This is a genomic window from Castellaniella defragrans 65Phen (assembly GCF_000612685.1).
Classification (GTDB): Bacteria; Pseudomonadota; Gammaproteobacteria; order Burkholderiales; family Burkholderiaceae_B; genus Castellaniella; species Castellaniella defragrans.
Map to the genome: position 1 here is coordinate 385,931 of NZ_HG916765.1, position 17,889 is coordinate 403,819.

Sequence of the window (17,889 nt, forward strand, 5' to 3'; positions counted from 1 at the left end):
AGCGTTTTGAACGTGATCTGCCTGTGCGTGGAGCCGCGAAAAGGTCGCCCCACAAGGGTCTTCAACCGCGTATTATAGCGTTACGCCCAGTGGGGTAAATGGATGGAGGACGAGCGAAATGAGCGCAGCCGGGGGTTTCATCAAAGAATTCCGTGAATTCGCCATCAAGGGCAACATGATGGACCTGGCGATCGGGGTCATCATCGGCGGCGCCTTCGGCAAGATCATCGATTCGATCGTCAACGACCTGTTCATGCCGCTCATCAATTTCATCCTCGGCGGCAGCGTCAATTTCGACAACCTTTTCTGGGTGCTGCGCCTGCCCGAAGGCTATGCCGGCGCCATGACGATGGCCGACCTGACCAAGGCGGGCGCGGTGGTGTTCGCCTGGGGCCATTTCCTCACCATCTTCGTCAATTTCCTGCTGCTGGCCCTGGTGGTGTTCATGCTGGTGAAGCTGGTGAACAACGCCCGCCGCCGCTTCGAGGCCGAGCCGGCCCCCGAGGCCGCGGCGCCCCCCGAAGACATCCTCCTGCTGCGCGAGATCCGCGACGCCCTGAAAAAATAGGAAGCACAGGCCGTGCGTGCGCGGGCCGCGCGCCCGGCCGCGGCCCCCGGGGGCCCGGCCGCCGCGCTAGACGGGATTGTCGATGTCCACGAATTCGCAGGGCACGCCGAAGCGGGCCTCGATGGCCTTGCCCAGGGCCTGCACGCCGTAGCGCTCGGTGGCGTGGTGGCCGGCGCTGATGTAGGCCGCGCCCGTCTCGCGCGCCAGGTGCACGGTGGGCTCGGAGATCTCCCCGCTCACGTAGCAGTCCGCGCCCGCCGCCAGGGCGGCGTCCATCATGCCCTGGGCTGCGCCGGTGCACCAGGCCAGCCGCCGTGCCGGCTGCGCCGGGTCGCCGATCACCAGGGGCTCGCGCGCCAGCCGGCGGGCGATGTCGGCCGCCAGCGCGCCCACCGTCGTCTCGCGGGCGGGCGCGCCCAGCCAGACCAGGCCGTCCGGGCCGCAGCGCCGCGGGGCGCCGTCCGGGCCGGTGTCCGGGATCCAGTCCATGACGCGCGCCAGCTGGGCGTTGTTGCCCCATTCGGGGTGGGCGTCCAGCGGCAGGTGGTAGGCGAACAGATTGATCTCGCGCGCCATCAGGGCCGCCAGGCGGCGGTGCTTGGGGCCGCGGATGCAGGGGTCCTCGTTCTTCCAGAACCAGCCATGGTGCACGAGGATGGCGTCCGCATCGCGTGCGGCGGCGGCCTCGATCAGGGCCTGCGAGGCCGTCACGCCGGTGACGATGCGGCGGATCGCGCCGCGCCCCTGGACCTGCAGGCCGTTCGGGCAATAATCACGGAAGCGTTCCGGCTGCAACGCCTCGTTCAGCCAGTCCGCCAGTTCCTGCCGGGAGATTTCGGTAACCATGGGATGTTGTCCTTCAGCGCGTCTTTCCGTCTGTGCCGCATGGGCGGATCCGGCCGCGGGCCGGCCCGTGCGGATCGTCCTGCGTCCGGCCCATCCGGGCGGCGCCGGGGCCGCGCCGGGGAGCGCACGCGCGGGACGTATCGGATGATGTCATGTTCATGCGACGATTGTGGCTGATTTTCGCCCAGACCGTGACGGTCTGCCTGGCCATCCTCTTTCTGGTGGCCACCCTGCGGCCGCAGTGGCTGCCGGGCGGCGCGCCCGAGCCCGGCCCCGCGCCCGGCGCGCCGGCGGCGCCCCGGGCCCCCTCGGCCCCGCTCCGGGCGCGGCCCCGTTCAGCTACGCGGACGCCGTGGCGCGGGCCGCGCCGTCGGTGGTCAACATCTACACCGCCAAGCACGTGGACGTGCCGCTGGTGCCGCTGCCGGCCGATCCCGGCCTGGAACGGTTCCTGCGCGGCCTGCCGGGGTTCACGCGGCGGGAATCGGCCACCAGCCTGGGTTCGGGCGTGATCGTGCGGGCCGATGGCACGATCCTGACCAACTACCACGTGATCGAGGCGGCCGACGCGATCGAGGTGCGCCTGCGCGACGGCCGCCAGGCGGCGGCGAAGCTGGTCGGCGCGGATCCTGAAAGCGACCTGGCGGTGCTGAAGATCGGCCTGCCCGACCTGCCCGCGATCGCCTTCGATCCCGCGCCCTCGGTGCGCGTGGGCGACGTGGTGCTGGCGATCGGCAATCCGTTCGGCGTGGGCCAGACCACCACCCAGGGCATCGTCTCCGCCGTGGGCCGCAACCGCCTGGGGCTGAACACCTACGAGGACTTCATCCAGACCGACGCGGCCATCAACCCGGGCAATTCGGGCGGCGCGCTGATCGACGCGCGCGGGGAACTGGTCGGGATCAACACGGCGATCTATTCCGAGACCGGCGGCTCGCTGGGGATCGGCTTCGCCATCCCGGCGGCGGCCGCGCACCACATCCTGGACGAGATCCTGACCTACGGCCGCGTGCGGCGCGGCTGGCTGGGCCTGGAGCCGCAGGACATCACGCCCGACCTGGCGCAGGCCTTCCGCCTGAAGGACACGCGCGGCGCGATCGTCGCCCGCGTCCTGCCGGGCGGGCCGGCGGCGGGCGCCGGCGTGCGGGTGGGCGACGTCATCCGCACGCTGGACGGCCGGGCGGTGGAAGACGCCTACGACCTGGTCAACCGCCTGGCCTCGCTGCGGGCGGGCGGCACCGCCCGCCTGGGCGTATGGCGCGCCGGCAGGAACGTGACGCTGGAGGTGCCCGTGGGCGAGCGCCCGACGGTGCGGCGGCGCTGAGCCGCGGCGGCCGCGATGGGGAAGGCCGCGGCGCGGAAGGCCGCGGTGCGGCAAGCTGAGGGGCGGCAAGCCGGCAGAAATGAAAGGAATGCAACGAGCATTTCCGATCTGGATCATTTTATTACATTCGTGCTATCCTGGGCGCCCCCGGCTTTCAGGACCGCCAGGGCGTGCAGGCGGACGGAGGGCGCCGCGCGGGTGGGCGGCGGATTTCCTCCGGAGACATCAGGAAAAGAATGCGCTGATCATGAATCAGGCGGTTGGCCTCGGGACACACCTCACGCGTATGATCGCCCGCGCGGCCTGGCCGGCCGCCGCGGCGTTTCCGCTGGTGTTCGCCGCTCTGTGGACGTGGCCGGTGTTCGGCAGCCTGGCGCTGTGGCCGGTCGACGCGATCCTGGCCGGGGCGCTGCTGCGTTCCCGCATGCGCGTGCCCTCCCTCGCCTGGCCCCTGCTGGGCGCGGCCCTGGTGCTGGCCCGGCTGGCCTGGGGTCAGGCCGCGGCGCCCGCCGCGGCGCAGGGTCTGGCCGATCTGTCGGGCCTGTTCGTCGTCTGGCTCGTCCTGTCCCGCTTCCTGCCCCAGGACAGCCTGCGCACGCCCGGCGCCATCGTCCGGATCCTGCTGGCCGGCCTGGCGGGCGCCATCGTCCTCTCGGCGGTGGCCCGCGGCCTGGGCTACCTGCAGACGGGCGGCATCCCGGGCAGCGCGGATGCCCTCAGCGGCCTGCTGGGGCGCTGGCTGGGCTATTGCGTCTTCCTGCCACCGGTGCTGCTGCTGCCCCGGCCCGGATTCCTCCGCGGCGAGCGCCGCCGCGCGGGCCGCGGCCTGCTGCGGCTGCTGGCGGCCCGGGCGGTCTGGCTGCCGCCGCTGGCGTGGCTGGCCAGCCTGGCGCTGTGCCTGGCGCTGGGCGGCGCCGGCTCCCTGGTGTTCCCGCTGGCCTCGCTGATGTATTGCGCCCACGCCTGCTCGCAGCGGATGGTGGCCTGGCTGGTCCTGCTGACGGTGCTCGGCATCGTGTCCGGCATCGGCGCCGGCTGGCCGGGGCCACCCGCCGGCGGCTCGCTGACGGGCATGTCCGGCTGGGCGCTGGTCTCCCTGCAACTGGGCCTGCTGCTGGTGGTGGCCGCGCCGCTGCTGATGTCCAGCGCCCTGGCGGCCCGCAGCGACCTGATCGTGTCCCTCAACCGCGCGCTGGACCACGACGAGATGACGCAGGCCCTGTCGCGGCCGGCCTTCATGCGCGGCGCTCAGGAATACCTCCGGCAGATCCCGCCGTTCCTGCACGGCAACGGCCTGATGATGCTGGACATCGACCATTTCAAGCAGCTGAACGACACCCACGGCCACGCGGCGGGCGACAACGTGCTGCAGGAATTCTCCCGCACGATCCGCGGCGCCATCCGCCCCCAGGACCTGTTCGGGCGGCTGGGCGGGGAGGAATTCGGCCTGATCCTGCCGGGCTGCTCCCTGGAGGACGCCGTCGAGACGGCCCGGCGCCTGCGCGCCTGCGTGGAAGGCATCAGCCTGTACTACGACAGCGACGAGCCGCTGCGCATCACGGTCAGCATCGGCATCGTGCACGATTCCCAGAGCCCGCGCGCGGACCTGGACGAGCTGCTGCGGCACGCCGACCAGGCCCTGTACCGGGCCAAGCGCGGCGGCCGCAACCGCGTCTGCCTGTACGGAACGTCGGAGCGGGACTGCCTGGCGTGCGCCGCCGAAGCCTGAACGGCAAGGGTCGAACGGCGCGCCGGCCTCAGCCCCGCGCGCGCAGGATCTTCGCCGCGGCGATGGCGAAGTACGTCAGGATGCCGTCGCCGCCGGCGCGCTTGAAGGCCAGCAGCGATTCCATCATCACCTTGTCGTGGTCCAGCCAGCCGTTGGCGGCTGCGGCCTTGATCATGGCGTATTCGCCGCTGACCTGGTAGGCGTAGGTCGGCATGCCGAAGGCGTCCTTGACCTCGCGCAGCACGTCCAGGTAGGGCAGGCCGGGCTTGACCATCACCATGTCGGCGCCTTCGCGGATGTCGGCGGCGACTTCGCGCAGGGCCTCCAGGCGGTTGGCCGGGTCCATCTGGTAGGTGGCCTTGTTGGACGCCCCCAGGTTGGCGGCCGAGCCCACCGCGTCGCGGAAAGGCCCGTAGAAGGCGCTGGCGTACTTGGCCGAGTAGGCCATGATGCGGGTGTGGATGCGGTCCTGGGCGTCCAGCGCCTGGCGCACGGCGCCGATGCGCCCGTCCATCATGTCGCTGGGGGCGACGATGTCCGCGCCCGCCTGGGCGTGGGTCAGGGCCTGGCGCACCAGCATGGCCACCGTGGGCTCGTTCAGCAGCTGGCCGTCGTCGTCGATCAGGCCGTCCTGGCCGTGGCTGGTGTAGGGGTCCAGCGCCACGTCGGTGAGCACGCCCAGTTCGGGGAACTTCGATTTCAGCAGGGCCACGGTGCGCGGGATCAGGCCGTTCGGGTTGGCGGCCTCCTGGCCGTCGGGCGTCTTCAGGGACGGGTCGATGTGCGGGAACAGGGCCAGCACGGGGATGCCCAGCTCCAGGCACTGCTCGGCCGTGCGCAGCAGGACGTCGGGGGACTGCCGCGCCACGTCCGGCATCGAGGCCACCGGATCGTGCACGTCGCGGCCCTCGCAGACGAACACCGGATAGATCAGGTCGTCGGCCGACAGGCGCGTCTCGCGCACCAGGCGGCGGGAAAAGTCGTCGCGCCGGTTGCGGCGCAGGCGCATGGCGGGAAAATCGGCGGGGGGCAGGAAGGCGGTCATGCGGGACTCCGGAAAACACCCGCCGCGCGCGGCGGGACGATGAAGGGGGCGTGGGAGGATGCCCGCGCGCTCAGGGCACGGCCTGGGGCGAGATCCAGTTTTCGATGTGGGCGGCGGCCTCGTCCAGGCCGATGCGGTGGGTGGCGGAAAAGGGCAGCGCGGTCAGCGTGCCGATGTCCGCCAGGTCCTTGCGCGCGCGCGCGGCGGCCTGGATGCGCTGGCCGTAGGGCAGCTTGTCGGCCTTGGTCAGCAGGGCCAGGGTGGGCAGGCCGCGCAGGGCGATCCAGCGGGCCAGGCGCCGGTCCAGGTCGGTGACGCCGCGGCGGATGTCGATCAGCAGCACCACGCCCGCCAGGCTGGCGCGCTCGTGCAGGTAGCCGCCCAGGACCTCGGCCCATTCGTCGCGCGCCGCGCGGTCCACGGCGGCGTAGCCGTAGCCGGGCAGGTCCACCAGGAAGCCCAGCCAGGCGTCCGGCGCGAGCGGATCGGGGATGCCGAACAGGTTGATCAGGCGGGTGCGGCCGGGCGTCTTGCTGGAAAAGGCGAGCCGGCGCTGGTTGGTCAGGACGTTGATGGCCGAGGACTTGCCCGAGTTGGAGCGGCCGACGAAACAGACTTCGGCGGTGGTCGGGGCGGGCAGCTGGTCCAGCCGGGCGGCGGACACCGTGAACCGGGCGCGATGGAGGAGAGACACGGGGGGCGGGCTCGACAGGAGAGGGGGGTGAAGCCTATTGTATAATTTCATATTGAATGTTGCGCCGCGCATCGCGTGTCCCGGGCGGATACGGTGTCGGCCTTGTCAGGCGCCGGATCCCGGCGTCGTGAACGAATCACCACCGAGGATCTCATGAAGCGTGCGCTTTCCAGTGTGTTCATGGCCGGCAGCCTGATTCTCGCCGGCGCCCTGCCCGGCTTCGCCCAAGCCCAGGACGCGCAAAAACCCGATGCCAAGGCCGGCGAGCAGCTGTTCCTGAATGGCGACATGTCGCGCGGCGTGCTGGCCTGTGTCACCTGTCACGGCGAAGGCGGCAACAGCACCATCCCCATGAATCCCAACCTGGCCGCGATGCCGCACGAATACATCGCCAAGCAGCTGCGCGATTTCGTGCCGCAGGGCGACAAGCGCGCGGTGCGCACGGGCGCCGACGGCGCGCCGTCCATCATGTCCACCATCGCCCCCACCCTGACGCCCCAGGACATCCAGAACGTCGCGCTGTACCTGTCGCAGCAGAAGATGGACTGGGACAAGGCCGGCACGGCCACGCACGAAGCCACCATGGAACGCGGCCAGACCATCTGGCGCGCCGGCATCGCCGACCGCAAGGTGCCGGCCTGTGCCGCATGCCACTCGCCCAACGGCGCCGGCCTGCCGGCCGAATTCCCGCGCCTGGCCGGCCAGCACCCCGAATACCTGCTGGACCAGCTCAAGCTCTTCCGCTCGGGCGACCGGGCCAACGACATCATGCACGACATCGCCGACCGCATGAACGACAAGGACCTGGCCGCCGTGGCCGACTACGCGGCGGGCCTGCGCTAGGGCGGCGGGCGGATTTCCCGGTCGCGCGCAGGGTCTTGGAGGGATCCCGGCGCGTACCGGTGTATCGTTGAAACTTAAAAGACTTGAATCGAGGGGGGCACGCGCGAGCGCACCCCCTGTTTTTTTACCGCCGGGCCGCCCCAAGGTAAAAAGCGCCCCCCTGGGGGGATGAGCCAGGACACGAACAAGTCCCTTCGGACCGTTTCGAGCCTGGCGAATCCCCGCGGCATGCATGCTGCGAGGTGGACGCGAGCCGAAGGCGCGGCGTGGGGCATTTAATTTTCATGAGTCGAGCCGCCGTGGCGCCTTCCCCCTCTTCCCGCCCCCTGGGCGCCGATGTCGTCGAGCTCCTGGGCTCGATGCGCTTCGCCATCAGCCTGCTGGTGTTCATCTGCGTGGCCAGCCTGATCGGCACCGTGCTGCCGCAGAACCAGTCGGCCAATGCCTACGTCGACCAGTTCGGGCCCTTCTGGTTCGCGGTCTTCGACCAGTTCTCCATCTGGCACGTCTACAACAGCGTGTGGTTCCTGCTCATCATGGCCTTCCTGGTGGTCTCGACCACCCTGTGCGTGCTGCGCAACGCGCCCAAGATGCTGCGCGACATGCGCTCGTTCCGGGAATACGTGCGCGGCTCCAGCCTCAGGGCCTTCCACCACCGCGTCGAGCTCTCCAGCGACCTGCCGCCGGAACGCGCCTGCGCCGAAGTGGGCGCGCTGCTGCGGGCCCAGGGCTTCCGCTACCGGGTGCGCGAGGACGGCGACAGCCGCATGGTGGCGGCGAAGAAGGGCGCGGCCAACCGCCTGGGCTACATCTTCGCGCACGTGGCCATCGTCGTGATCTGCCTGGGCGGGCTGCTCGACAGCGAGCTGCCGGTGCGGCTGCAGACCTGGCTGTTCGACAAGCAGCCCGTGACCGGCAACATGCTGATCTCCGAGGTGCCCGAGTCCGGGCGGCTGTCGGCGCGCAATCCCAGCTTCCGGGCCAATATGCTGGTGCCCGACGGCAAGCAGAGCAGCGTCGGCATCGTGGCGGCGGGCCAGGGCGTGCTGCTGCAGCCCCTGCCCTTCACGCTGAAGCTCAACAAATTCCACATCGACTACTACGACACCGGCATGCCCAGCGATTTCCGCAGCGACGTGACGGTGACCGACCTGGCGACCGGCGAGTCCTTCGACCGCACGATCCAGGTGAACGAACCGCTGCACTATCGCGGCGTCACGGTCTACCAGTCCAGTTTCGACGACGGCGGCAGCACCCTGCAGCTCAAGGCCTGGCCGCTGCGGGGCGGCGGCGCGCAGCCGGTGGAAGTCGCCGGCACGGTCGGGCGCGAAGGCAGGCTGCCCGCCAGCCTGGGCGGGCTGGTGGTGGACTACACCGGCCTGCGCGTCATCAACGTCGAGAACATGGGCGACGGCCAGGGGCCGCAGCCGACCGACGTGGTCGAGCACGTGGCCGCCGTGACCGGCAGCGCGGCCCGGCCGCGCAACGACGGCCTGCGCAACGTCGGGCCCAGCGTGCAGTACCGGCTGATCGGCGCCGACGGCCAGGCGCACGAGTTCAACCAGTACCTGCTGCCGGTGATGATCGAGGACGTCCCGATGTTCCTGCTGGGGGTGCGCGACAGCGCCTCGCAGCCCTACCGCTACCTGCGCGTGCCGGCCGACGGCCAGGGGACGATGGCGGAATTCATGCGGCTGCGCGCCGCGCTGGACGACGCCGGCCTGCGCGACCAGGCCGCCCGGCGCTTCGCGGAGCGCAACGCGCCCGCCGGCGAGCAGCGCGAGCTGATGTTCCAGGCCGCGCGCGGGGCGCTGCGCACCTTCGCGCGCGACGGCTTCAACGGCATCATCGACGCCGCGCCGCCCGACCAGCGGGAAAAGATCCTGAACTTCGCCGTGCCCATGATCCAGCTCAGCCTGACCGAACTGCGCGACCTGGCGCGGGCCGGCGCGGGCGAGCCGGCGCTCGATCCGCAGGGCCCGGACGCGGAGCGCGACCGCCAGTGGATGCGCCAGGCCGTACTGGCGCTGGCGACGCTGCCGGATTATCCTGCCTCTGTGGCCCTGCAGCTCACCGGCTTCGAGCAGGTGCAGGCGAGCGTCTTCCAGGTGGCCCGCAGCCCCGGCAAGACCATCGTCTACATCGGCTGCCTGCTGCTGGTGCTCGGGGTGTTCTCGATGTTCTACATCCGCGAACGCCGCGTCTGGGTGTGGATCCGGCCGCAGGACGGGGGCAGCGCCTGGCTGGCCGCCATGACCACCCAGCGGCGCACCCTGGATTTCAATCACGAATACGAACGGCTGCGGGATGCCCTGCGCCGCTTGTCCGGAGGACCCGATCATGACGTCTGATTCCATCGCCGCGCGCGCCGCGGCCGCCTGGCCCCATGACATGAACGCCAGCGGCGACCGCCGCGGCCGCCGGGGCCGGCCCGACTGGACCGATTTCGCCTTCTTCCTGCTGCTGGCCGTCGGCGCCGGCCACGTGCTGACGGAATACGGCACGTTCATGGACTACTACGAAAAGCTGATCCTGATCGGCGCGGTCGGCCTGTTCAGCTGGATGGGCTGGCTGTGGCGGCCGCTGCGCACCCTGATGGTGGCCAGCGGCCTGACGGCGCTGCTGGCGATCTGGCTCTACAGCCCCACGGGCGCGCTGCTGCAGGGCGACCTGTCGCGCGCCGAGAGCACCTTCCTGCTGAAATACCTGATCTCCTCGCAGTCGGCCATCCTGTGGATGTGCGCCCTGTTCGCCCTGGCGACGGTCTGTTACTGGATCGGCTTCGCCAGCCGCACGGCGGCCTGGGTGGGCACCCTCCTCACCTGGGCGGCGGTCTACGCCGGCGTGACCGGGCTGCTGGTGCGCTGGCGCGAAGGCCACCTGCTGGGGCCGGACATCGGCCACATCCCCGTCAGCAACCTCTACGAGGTCTTCGTCCTGCTGTGCCTGGTCACGGCGCTGTTCTACCTGTACTACGAGCGCCGCTACGCCACGCGCGCGCTGGGCGGCTTCGTGCTGCTGGTCATCAGCTCGCTGGTGGTGTTCCTGCTGTGGTATTCCTTCACCCGCGACGCCTACCAGATCCAGCCCCTGGTCCCGGCCCTGAAGAGCTGGTGGATGAAGCTGCACGTCCCCGCGAACTTCATCGGCTACGGCACCTTCAGCCTGGCGGCCATGGTGGGCTTCGCCTACCTGGTCAAGTCGCATGGCGAGACCCGCAGCTGGAAGCCGCTGGTGCCGGTGTTCGTCCTGGGGGCGGTCCTGTGCGCCGAGCCGCTGATCTTCGGCTCGCGCGAGCTGTCGGCCACCTGGATGCTGTATTTCGGCATCGGCGCGCTGGTCGTGGGCACGATCCTGGCGTTCCGCGCGCCGATCGCCCGGCGGCTGCCGTCGCTGGAGATCCTCGACGACATCATGTATCGCGCCATCGCGGTGGGCTTCGCCTTCTTCACGGTGGCCACGATCCTGGGGGCGCTGTGGGCGGCCGACGCCTGGGGCACCTACTGGCAGTGGGACCCCAAGGAAACCTGGGCGCTGATCGTCTGGCTGAACTACGCCGCCTGGCTGCACATGCGCCTGATGAAGGGCCTGCGCGGCGCCATGTCGGCCTACTGGGCGCTGTCGGGCCTGCTGGTGACCAGCTTCGCCTTCCTGGGCGTCAACATGTTCCTGTCGGGCCTGCACTCGTACGGCGAACTCTGATCCGCGGGCCCCGCTCCGGGGGCTCCGTTCCGCCGCGGGCCGTCCCGCCGGCGCGCCCTACGTCAGGCGCCGCCCGCTGATTTCCTCGATGTAGGCGCGGGCGGCCGGGTCCCCCACCAGCGGCAGGATGTTGTCGCAGGCAAGCAGGTCCAGCGGCGGCCGCGAGCCCGAGATCACGTAGCCCTGGACGTAGTCCACGCCCATGTCGGTGAGCGCGCGCAGGGTGGCGACGTCCTCGACCCATTCGGCGATGCATTCCATGCCCAGGTTGTGGGCCAGGTCCACGATGCTGTTGACGATGGCGATGTTGGCCTCGCTGGCGAGCATGTCGCGGATCAGGGTGCCGTCGATCTTGATCATGTCGGCCGGCAGTTCCTTCAGGTAGGAAAACGAGGTGTAGCCGGCGCCGAAGTCGTCCAGGGCCACGCGCGCGCCCATGCGCTGCAGGCGCCGCATGAACTGGCGGGTGCGCTCCAGGTCCTGCAGGGCCACGCCCTCGGTGATTTCCACGCACAGGCGGCGGGTGAACTGCGGCTGCTGGTTGAGGATGCCGAACAGGACGTTGATGAAGCGGTCGTCGTTGAGCGACACCCCGCTGAGGTTGACGTTGACCTGGCGGGTCTGGCCGAGCTTGAGGTGGTGCCTGGACATCCACTCCAGCAGCGTCGTGAAGACCCATTTGTCGATGGCGGTGATCATGCCGCTGTCTTCCGCCGCCTGGATGATCTTGCCGGTCTGGAGCGGCCGCGCGCCGGTGTTGCGCACCCGCAGCAGCGCCTCGAAGTTGAGCGTCTTCAGGGGATGGCGCAGCGACATGATGGGCTGCATCTCCAGGAAGATGTCCTCGGACGTGCCGGTGCTTTCCAGCTGCTCGAACAGGTGCATCTCGTCGATGTGGTCGAACAGCTCGCGGGCGTTCTCCTCGTACAGGACGACGTCCTGGTGCTGCTTGCGGGCGTCGCGGCAGGCGCGGCTGGCGGCGGCGATGGCGTCCTTGGGGGTCATGTTGCGGTCGATGTCGATCAGCCCCATGGCGCTCTTGAGCTGGAAGGCCCGTTCGCCGACGTACAGCGCCGAGCCGTTCAGGCTCTCGATCATGTCCTGGGCCGCGCGGCGGGCCTCGCCGGCCCGCATGCCGGGGAACAGGATGATGAACTCGTCATTGCCGATGCGGCCCAGCGGCTGTTCGTCGGACAGCGAGTATTTCAGCCGTTCGCAGACCATCTGCAGCAGCGTGTCGCCGGTGGAATGGCCGAACAGGTCGTTGACGCGCTTGAGGTGGTCCAGGTCGAGGAAGGCCAGGGCGCAGGGCGTGTTGGTCTGCTGCAGGTTCTCGATCGCCTTCTGCATGGTCTTCTCGATCCCGCGGCGGTTGAGCGTGTCGGTCAGGGGATCGTTGTCGGCCATCAGGCGCAGCTTGCGGATGGTCTCGGTGCGGGCGCTGATGTCCTGCAGGGAGCCTTCGACGCGGCTGCCCACCAGCGTGGCGCGCAGCAGGAAGTTGCGCGCCGGCGCGTCGCGCGCGGCCTGGATGCGCTGGATCTCGGTGTCGCGGCCCTGCTCCGTGGCCACGGAGATCGCCAGCCAGTCCACCTTGGGGAAGAAGTCGCTCCAGGCGAGCGCGTGCAGGTCCGAATCGGGCGCGATGTCGAGGATCTCGCGCGCGTTCGGATTGAGGTGCTCGAAATGCCGGGTGGCCCCCAGCGTGAACAGGCCCAGCGGCGTGAGCGTGTCGCGGGCGATCAGGTCGTTGCGCTGGCGCAGGCGCAGCTGGCGCTCCTCGCGCATCTTGTCGGCCGCGGCCAGGGCGATCAGCAGGTTGCACAGCAGCAGCGCGACCGTGCCCGGGAAGGGGGCGATCAGGCTCGCGCGCCCCAGGCCGATCAGGACCAGGCCGGTCAGCAGGATCACCAGGGCCAGGCAGACGCCGATGGTGTGCCAGAGCTGCGAGCGCGTGTTGAAGCGGAACAGGCCGTGGACCAGCGTGACCGTGACCAGGGCCGAGGCCAGCCAGGCGGTGAGGAAGGTCGTGAGCTGGAACCAGTCGTGGGGCAGCGCGAGCAGCGCCAGCAGCAGGCAGACCGCGCTCCAGCGGGCGACCAGGCGCAGGCGGCGCACCGTGATGGCGTCCAGGCTGGGCCGGAACAGGGTGACGAACAGGTGGATCGTCAGGGCGTAGTAGAGCAGGACGGTCAGCTTGCGCACCCAGACCAGCGGATCGGGGGGGATGATCTGGCCCAGGAACTGGTGGTCCCAGCCCAGCGCCCAGGCGCCCAGGCGCAGGTTGCAGAGGATCCAGCAGGCCAGGACCATGTAGGGCTGCTCGCGCATGGTCAGGGCGATGATGACCAGGAAGGCCGCCAGCGTCAGCAGGCCGCCTTCCAGCAGGCCGGCGGCCTGGGCGGTGTGCGCCGTGGTCTCGGACAGCGTGTGGCCCTGCCATTGCTCGATGGAGAGCCGGGTGGGGAAGGACAGCACCAGCCGGCACAGGGCCTGGCCGGCCGCCGCGGCCGGCAGCCGCATCTGCTGTCCCAGCAGCCCGTCCCGGACCTCGATCTCCGCCAGGGGCGATCCGGCGCCGTCGTCGGCTTCGTCCCGGGCCAGCCAGCATTCGGGCGGGGCGGCCGTGTGCACCGGCAGCAGCAGGGCGAGCCCCGCGGACGCGTCGGCGTCGCGGCCGTCCGGCAGGTCGGCCAGCAGCCAGATCGGCCCGTCCGGCGCGGCCTCGGCGAGCCGGGTGGGGCGCGTGCGCAGCCGGGCCAGCGCCTGTGCCGGGTCGAGCGCGGTGTCGGCGTGCAGGAAGCGGGCCGTCAGCGGCTGGCCGGCGGAATCCGTATAGCGCGGCTGCAACAGCAGCAGGGCGGCGATCAGCCCCAGGATGATCAGGACCGGGGTCCCGGCGTACAGCAGGAACGACCAGACGCGGCCGGCGGCGGAGCGGGCGGGAGGGGTGGACGGGCTGGAAGGGAGCGTCTTGATCGCCATGAAGCAAAGGGATGGATAACGGTCCGGTTTCAGCAATGCGCACGCCGGGGCTATGGGCGATTGACGTCCGGAAGGAGCGGAAGTTTAGGGTCGGTGGGGAATGCGCTCCTGGGCGTACAGTTCCTGGATGGTTTCGCGGGGGCGGACGAGCCACGAATCCTGGCCGTCCACCAGGACTTCCGCGGCCCGCGGCCGCGTGTTGTACTGGCTGGACATGGAGAAGGCGTAGGCGCCGGCGGACTGGATGGCCAGCAGGTCGCCCTGTTCGATGGGCAGCGCGCGGCCGCGCGCCAGCCAGTCGCCGCTTTCGCAGATCGGCCCGACCACGTCGTAGGTCTCGACCGGGGTGCCGGCGCGCGGCGCCACCGGCACGACGCCGTGCCAGGCCTCGTACAGGGCGGGGCGCATCAGGTCGTTCATGGCGGCGTCCACGATGGCGAAATTGCGCGCCTCGGTCCGCTTGAGGTATTCGACCCGGGTCAGCAGCACGCCGGCGTTGCCGACCAGGGAGCGGCCCGGCTCCAGGATGAGCTGCAGGTGGTCCAGCCCGCGGGCCGCCAGCGCGGCGAAGACCGGCTCCAGCAGTTCGGCCGGGTCGGGCGGGGTCTCGTCGACGTAGCGGATGCCCAGGCCGCCGCCCAGGTCCAGGTGCTGCAGGGCGATGCCATCGGCCGCCAGGGCGTCGATCAGGTCCAGCAGCTTGTCGAGCGCGTCCAGGTAGGGGGCGATCTGGGTGATCTGGGAGCCGATGTGGCAATCCACCCCGACGATCTCCAGCCCCGGATGCTGCAGCGCCTGGCGGTACAGCTCGGGCGCCTGGCGGATGTCCACGCCGAACTTGTTTTCCTTCAGGCCGGTGGAGATGTAGGGATGGGTGCGCGCGTCGACGTCGGGGTTGACGCGCAGGGACACCGGCGCGCGCACGCCCAGTTCCTGGGCGATGTCGGCCAGGCGTTCGAGCTCGGCGGCCGACTCGACGTTGAAGCACTTGATCCCCGCGGCCAGCGCCTTGCGGATCTCCCAGCCCTGCTTGCCCACGCCGGAGAACACCACGCGCTCCGGGCTGGCGCCCGCCGCCAGGATGCGTTCGAGCTCGCCGCCCGAGACGATGTCGAAGCCGGCGCCCAGGCGCTGGAATTCGTGCAGGATGGCCAGGTTGGAATTGGCCTTGACGCCGTAGCAGATCAGCGCGTCGTGCCCGGCGATGGCGCGCTCGTAGCGGTACCAGGCGGCGCGCAGCGCGGCGCGGGAATAGACGTACAGGGGAGTGCCGTAGCGGTCGGCGAGTTCGGGCAGCGGGATGTCTTCGGCATGCAGGATGCCACCCCGGAGAGGGAAGGGGGAATCGGCGGTCATGAAGGTCAGGGCTGCGAGGCGGGGCTTGGGTGGTCCGGCGCGGACGCCGGCGCGATGGAGGGCGGGGCCGCCAGCGCGGCGTCGGCCGGCGGCGGTTCGGGCAGGCGCAGGTCGCCTTTCATGCCGCAGCCGGCCAGCGCGAGGGCCAGGCCGGCACCGGCCAGGAGGCGGACAGCGTTCGGGAGCAGGGACGAGGTCTTCATCAGAAAGGCACGCGGACGGGTTGGGGGATGGCGCCGCCGGAATCGGCATCGGAGGATTCGCCGTGCAGCTGATCGAGCAGCGTGCCGATGCCGTCCAGGCCGCCGGCGGGGCGCCCGGGGCGCCGGGCACCGGGTCGCCCGGCGCGGGCAGGCCGACGCGGGCGATGGCCGTGCCCGGCGGGAATTCGGAAAAATAGAAGTCGCCGTCGATGCGCGTCAGGCCGCTGGGCACGGGGCCGGGCGGGATTTCCGGCTGGCCCGCCAGGGCGGCGCGCATGTAGTCCACCCAGATGGGCAGGGCGGCGCCCCCGCCGGTCTCGCCCTGGCCCATGGATTTCGGCTGGTCGAAGCCCATCCAGGCCACGGCGACCAGTTTCGGCGTGAAGCCGGCGAACCAGGCGTCCTGGGAGTCGTTGGTGGTGCCGGTCTTGCCGCCGATGTCGTTGCGCTTGAGCTCGCGGTGCGCGCGGGCGCCGGTGCCGTAGGTGGCCACGCCGCGCAGCATGTCGTCCATGACGTAGGCCGTGCGCGGATCGATCACGCGCGCCAGGGTGTCGCCGGCCACGGTGGGCCGCGAGCGCATGATGACCTTGCCGCTGCTGTCGGTGACGTAGTCGATCAGGTAGGGCGGCACGCGGTAGCCGCCGTTGGCGAAGACCGCGTAGCCGCCGGCCAGCTGCAGCGGCGTCACGCTGCCGGCGCCCAGGGCCAGCGGCAGCACGGCCGGCTGGCGCGAGCGGTCGAAGCCGAAGCGGGTGACGTAGTCCTGCACGTACTGGGGACCCACGGCCTGCATGATGCGGATCGAGACCATGTTCTTGGACTTGTACAGGCCCTGGCGCATGGTCAGCATGGGCTCGTAGGAGCGGCCGTAGTTCTTGGGGTTCCAGGCCTTGGAGCCGGTCTGCTCCGCCGTCAGGGAGAAGGGTTCGTCAGAAATCTGCGTGGCCGGCGTCAGGCCGCGTTCCAGGGCGGAGGCGTAGATGAAGGGCTTGAAGGACGAGCCCGGCTGGCGCCAGGCCTGGGTGACGCGGTTGAACTTGCCCTCGTCGAAGTCGAAGCCGCCCACCATGGCCTGGATGGCGCCGTCCTGGGCGCTCAGCGAGACCAGGGCGGCCTGGATGGCGGGCTTGTTGATGAGTTCCCAGTATTCGGGCGTCTGGTGCACGTAGACGACCGAGCCGCGCTGGATGCGCACGGATTCCTTGGCGTTGGGGGCCAGGCCGCGCGCCACGACGCGCAGGGCGCGCTTGTCGGTGATGTCGATGATCTGGCTGGCGCTGCGCGCGACCCGGACCTCGGTGGGGCTGGCCGACAGGACGATGCCGATGAGCAGGTCGCCGTTGTCGGGATGCTTTTCCTGCTGCTCGTCGATCAGGTCGTTGAGCGCCTCGGGATCGGATTCGATGCCCTTGGGCAGGTCGATGTTTTCCTCGGGGCCGGTGTAGGGCGCGCGGCGGGTGTAGTCCAGGATGCCTTCGCGCACCGCCTGGTAGGCGGCTTCCTGGCCCTTGGAGTCGATGGTGGTGTAGACGTTGAAGCCGCGCGAGTAGATGTCGTCCTGGTAGACGCCGTAGAGCAGCTGGCGGGCCAGTTCGGCCGGGTAGTCGCCGTGGATGCCGTAGCGCCCGCCCGGGGTGTTGGCCGCCGAGCGGATCACGATGGGCTGCTCCACGGCGCGCTGGTATTCGGCGTCGGTCAGGTAGCCCAGGCTGCGCATGCGGCTGAGCACGTAGGCCTGGCGCGCCTTGGCGCGCTCGAAGTTGGAGATCGGGTTGAAGCGCGACGGGGCCTTGGGGATGCCGGCCAGCATGGCGGCCTCGGCCGGGGTGATCTCGGCGAGCGGCTTGCCGAAATAGGTGCGGCTGGCCGCGGCGAAGCCGTAGGCGCGGTGGCCCAGGAAGATCTGGTTCATGTAGAGATCGAGGATCTGGTCCTTGGTGAGGGTGGCCTCGATCTTGAAGGTGAGCAGCAGCTCGTAGAATTTGCGCGTGTAGGTCTTTTCCGACGACAGGTAGAAATTGCGCGCCACCTGCATGGTGATGGTGCTGGCGCCCTGCGTCTTGGACATGTGGATGGTGTTGGCCAGGGCGGCGCGCAGCACGCCCGCCCAGTCGATGCCGCCGTGCTGGTAGAAGCGGTCGTCCTCGGCCGCGAGGATGGCGGACTTCATGACGTCCGGGATCTCGTCGAAGCGCAGGACGTTGCGGCGTTCCTCGCCGAATTCGCCGATCAGGACCTTGTCGGCGGTGTAGATGCGCAGCGGCACGCGCGGCCGGTAGTCGATCATCGCCGTCAGGTCCGGCAGATTCGGCCAGGCCAGCGCCAGCGCCAGACTCATGAGCAGCGCCCCGCACAGGCCCAGGCCGGCGAAAAGCACGATCGCCTTGAGGACCAACCGCGTGAACCAGGAGCGGGCCGCCGGGGCCTTCTGCTTGGAGGAGGTATTGGTGGGTTTCATCAGAGGCGATTGTAAGCCCTGCCCGAATGGGGCCCGGAGGCGGGGGCGGAGTCTGTGTAACAGGATGATGCGCGCAGGCGAAGCCGGCCGGGACGCCGGCTGATGCGATAATACACGCAAACGAACAGCCCGA

Annotated in this window: 10 protein-coding genes and 2 pseudogenes; 6 read left to right on the forward strand and 6 right to left on the reverse strand. The window is 70.2% G+C overall.

Features of this window, described 5'->3' with window-relative positions:
- Positions 1 to 118 precede the first annotated feature (118 nt).
- Entirely contained in the window at positions 119 to 568 is a 450-nt protein-coding gene (mscL, locus tag BN940_RS01730) for a large conductance mechanosensitive channel protein MscL (RefSeq protein ID WP_043679485.1), read from the forward strand.
- 66 nt (positions 569 to 634) lie between these two features.
- On the opposite strand, the gene BN940_RS01735 is transcribed toward mscL, so the two are convergent.
- The gene (locus BN940_RS01735; RefSeq protein ID WP_043679496.1) at positions 635 to 1,414 is read right to left on the reverse strand and encodes a Nif3-like dinuclear metal center hexameric protein; all 780 of its coding nucleotides are present in this window, start codon (positions 1,412 to 1,414) and stop codon (positions 635 to 637) included.
- Between the two features lie 158 nt (positions 1,415 to 1,572).
- On the opposite strand from BN940_RS01735, the pseudogene BN940_RS01740 reads away from it, so the two are divergent.
- Both BN940_RS01740 and BN940_RS01745 read left to right on the forward strand, forming a co-directional pair.
- Positions 1,573 to 2,738: pseudogene (locus BN940_RS01740) on the forward strand (trypsin-like peptidase domain-containing protein).
- A 247-nt stretch (positions 2,739 to 2,985) separates the two neighbouring features.
- On the forward strand, positions 2,986 to 4,467 hold the full coding sequence (locus tag BN940_RS01745) for a GGDEF domain-containing protein (protein ID WP_206778295.1): 1,482 nt from the start codon (positions 2,986 to 2,988) through the stop codon (positions 4,465 to 4,467).
- Between the two features lie 28 nt (positions 4,468 to 4,495).
- Here BN940_RS01745 and hemB read toward each other — a convergent pair whose 3' ends face one another.
- Together hemB and yihA are read right to left on the reverse strand one after the other, a co-directional pair.
- Positions 4,496 to 5,512 carry a porphobilinogen synthase gene (gene hemB / locus BN940_RS01750; protein WP_043679502.1) on the reverse strand — a complete coding sequence of 339 codons (1,017 nt, stop codon included), beginning with the start codon at positions 5,510 to 5,512 and terminating at the stop codon, positions 4,496 to 4,498.
- A 70-nt stretch (positions 5,513 to 5,582) separates the two neighbouring features.
- Positions 5,583 to 6,206, reverse strand: coding sequence for a ribosome biogenesis GTP-binding protein YihA/YsxC (gene yihA / locus BN940_RS01755; RefSeq protein WP_043679505.1), 624 nt, complete (start codon positions 6,204 to 6,206; stop codon positions 5,583 to 5,585).
- Positions 6,207 to 6,359: 153 nt separating this feature from the next.
- Between yihA and BN940_RS01760 the strand changes: the two genes are divergently transcribed.
- The 3 genes from BN940_RS01760 to ccsB all read left to right on the forward strand — a co-directional run bounded on the left by BN940_RS01760 (position 6,360) and on the right by ccsB (position 10,751).
- Positions 6,360 to 7,049: a c-type cytochrome gene (locus BN940_RS01760; RefSeq protein ID WP_043679508.1), complete on the forward strand. Its 690-nt coding sequence runs from the start codon at positions 6,360 to 6,362 to the stop codon at positions 7,047 to 7,049.
- Between the two features lie 284 nt (positions 7,050 to 7,333).
- Entirely contained in the window at positions 7,334 to 9,400 is a 2,067-nt protein-coding gene (locus tag BN940_RS01765; RefSeq protein ID WP_043679511.1) for a cytochrome c biogenesis protein ResB, read from the forward strand.
- A 40-nt stretch (positions 9,401 to 9,440) separates the two neighbouring features.
- Complete coding sequence (gene ccsB / locus BN940_RS01770; RefSeq protein ID WP_409360352.1) at positions 9,441 to 10,751, forward strand: c-type cytochrome biogenesis protein CcsB; 1,311 nt, start codon at positions 9,441 to 9,443, stop codon at positions 10,749 to 10,751.
- 57 nt (positions 10,752 to 10,808) lie between these two features.
- Here the strand turns inward: ccsB and BN940_RS01775 are convergent, their stop codons facing one another.
- The 3 genes and pseudogenes from BN940_RS01775 to BN940_RS19595 form a co-directional block, all read right to left on the reverse strand.
- Positions 10,809 to 13,736, reverse strand: coding sequence for a putative bifunctional diguanylate cyclase/phosphodiesterase (locus tag BN940_RS01775; RefSeq protein ID WP_052355519.1), 2,928 nt, complete (start codon positions 13,734 to 13,736; stop codon positions 10,809 to 10,811).
- An 84-nt stretch (positions 13,737 to 13,820) separates the two neighbouring features.
- Positions 13,821 to 15,344 carry a diaminopimelate decarboxylase gene (lysA, locus tag BN940_RS19590; RefSeq protein ID WP_084330447.1) on the reverse strand — a complete coding sequence of 508 codons (1,524 nt, stop codon included), beginning with the start codon at positions 15,342 to 15,344 and terminating at the stop codon, positions 13,821 to 13,823.
- 84 nt (positions 15,345 to 15,428) lie between these two features.
- Positions 15,429 to 17,756, reverse strand: a pseudogene (locus BN940_RS19595) (penicillin-binding protein 1A); the annotation flags it as partial.
- Positions 17,757 to 17,889: the final 133 nt, after the last annotated feature.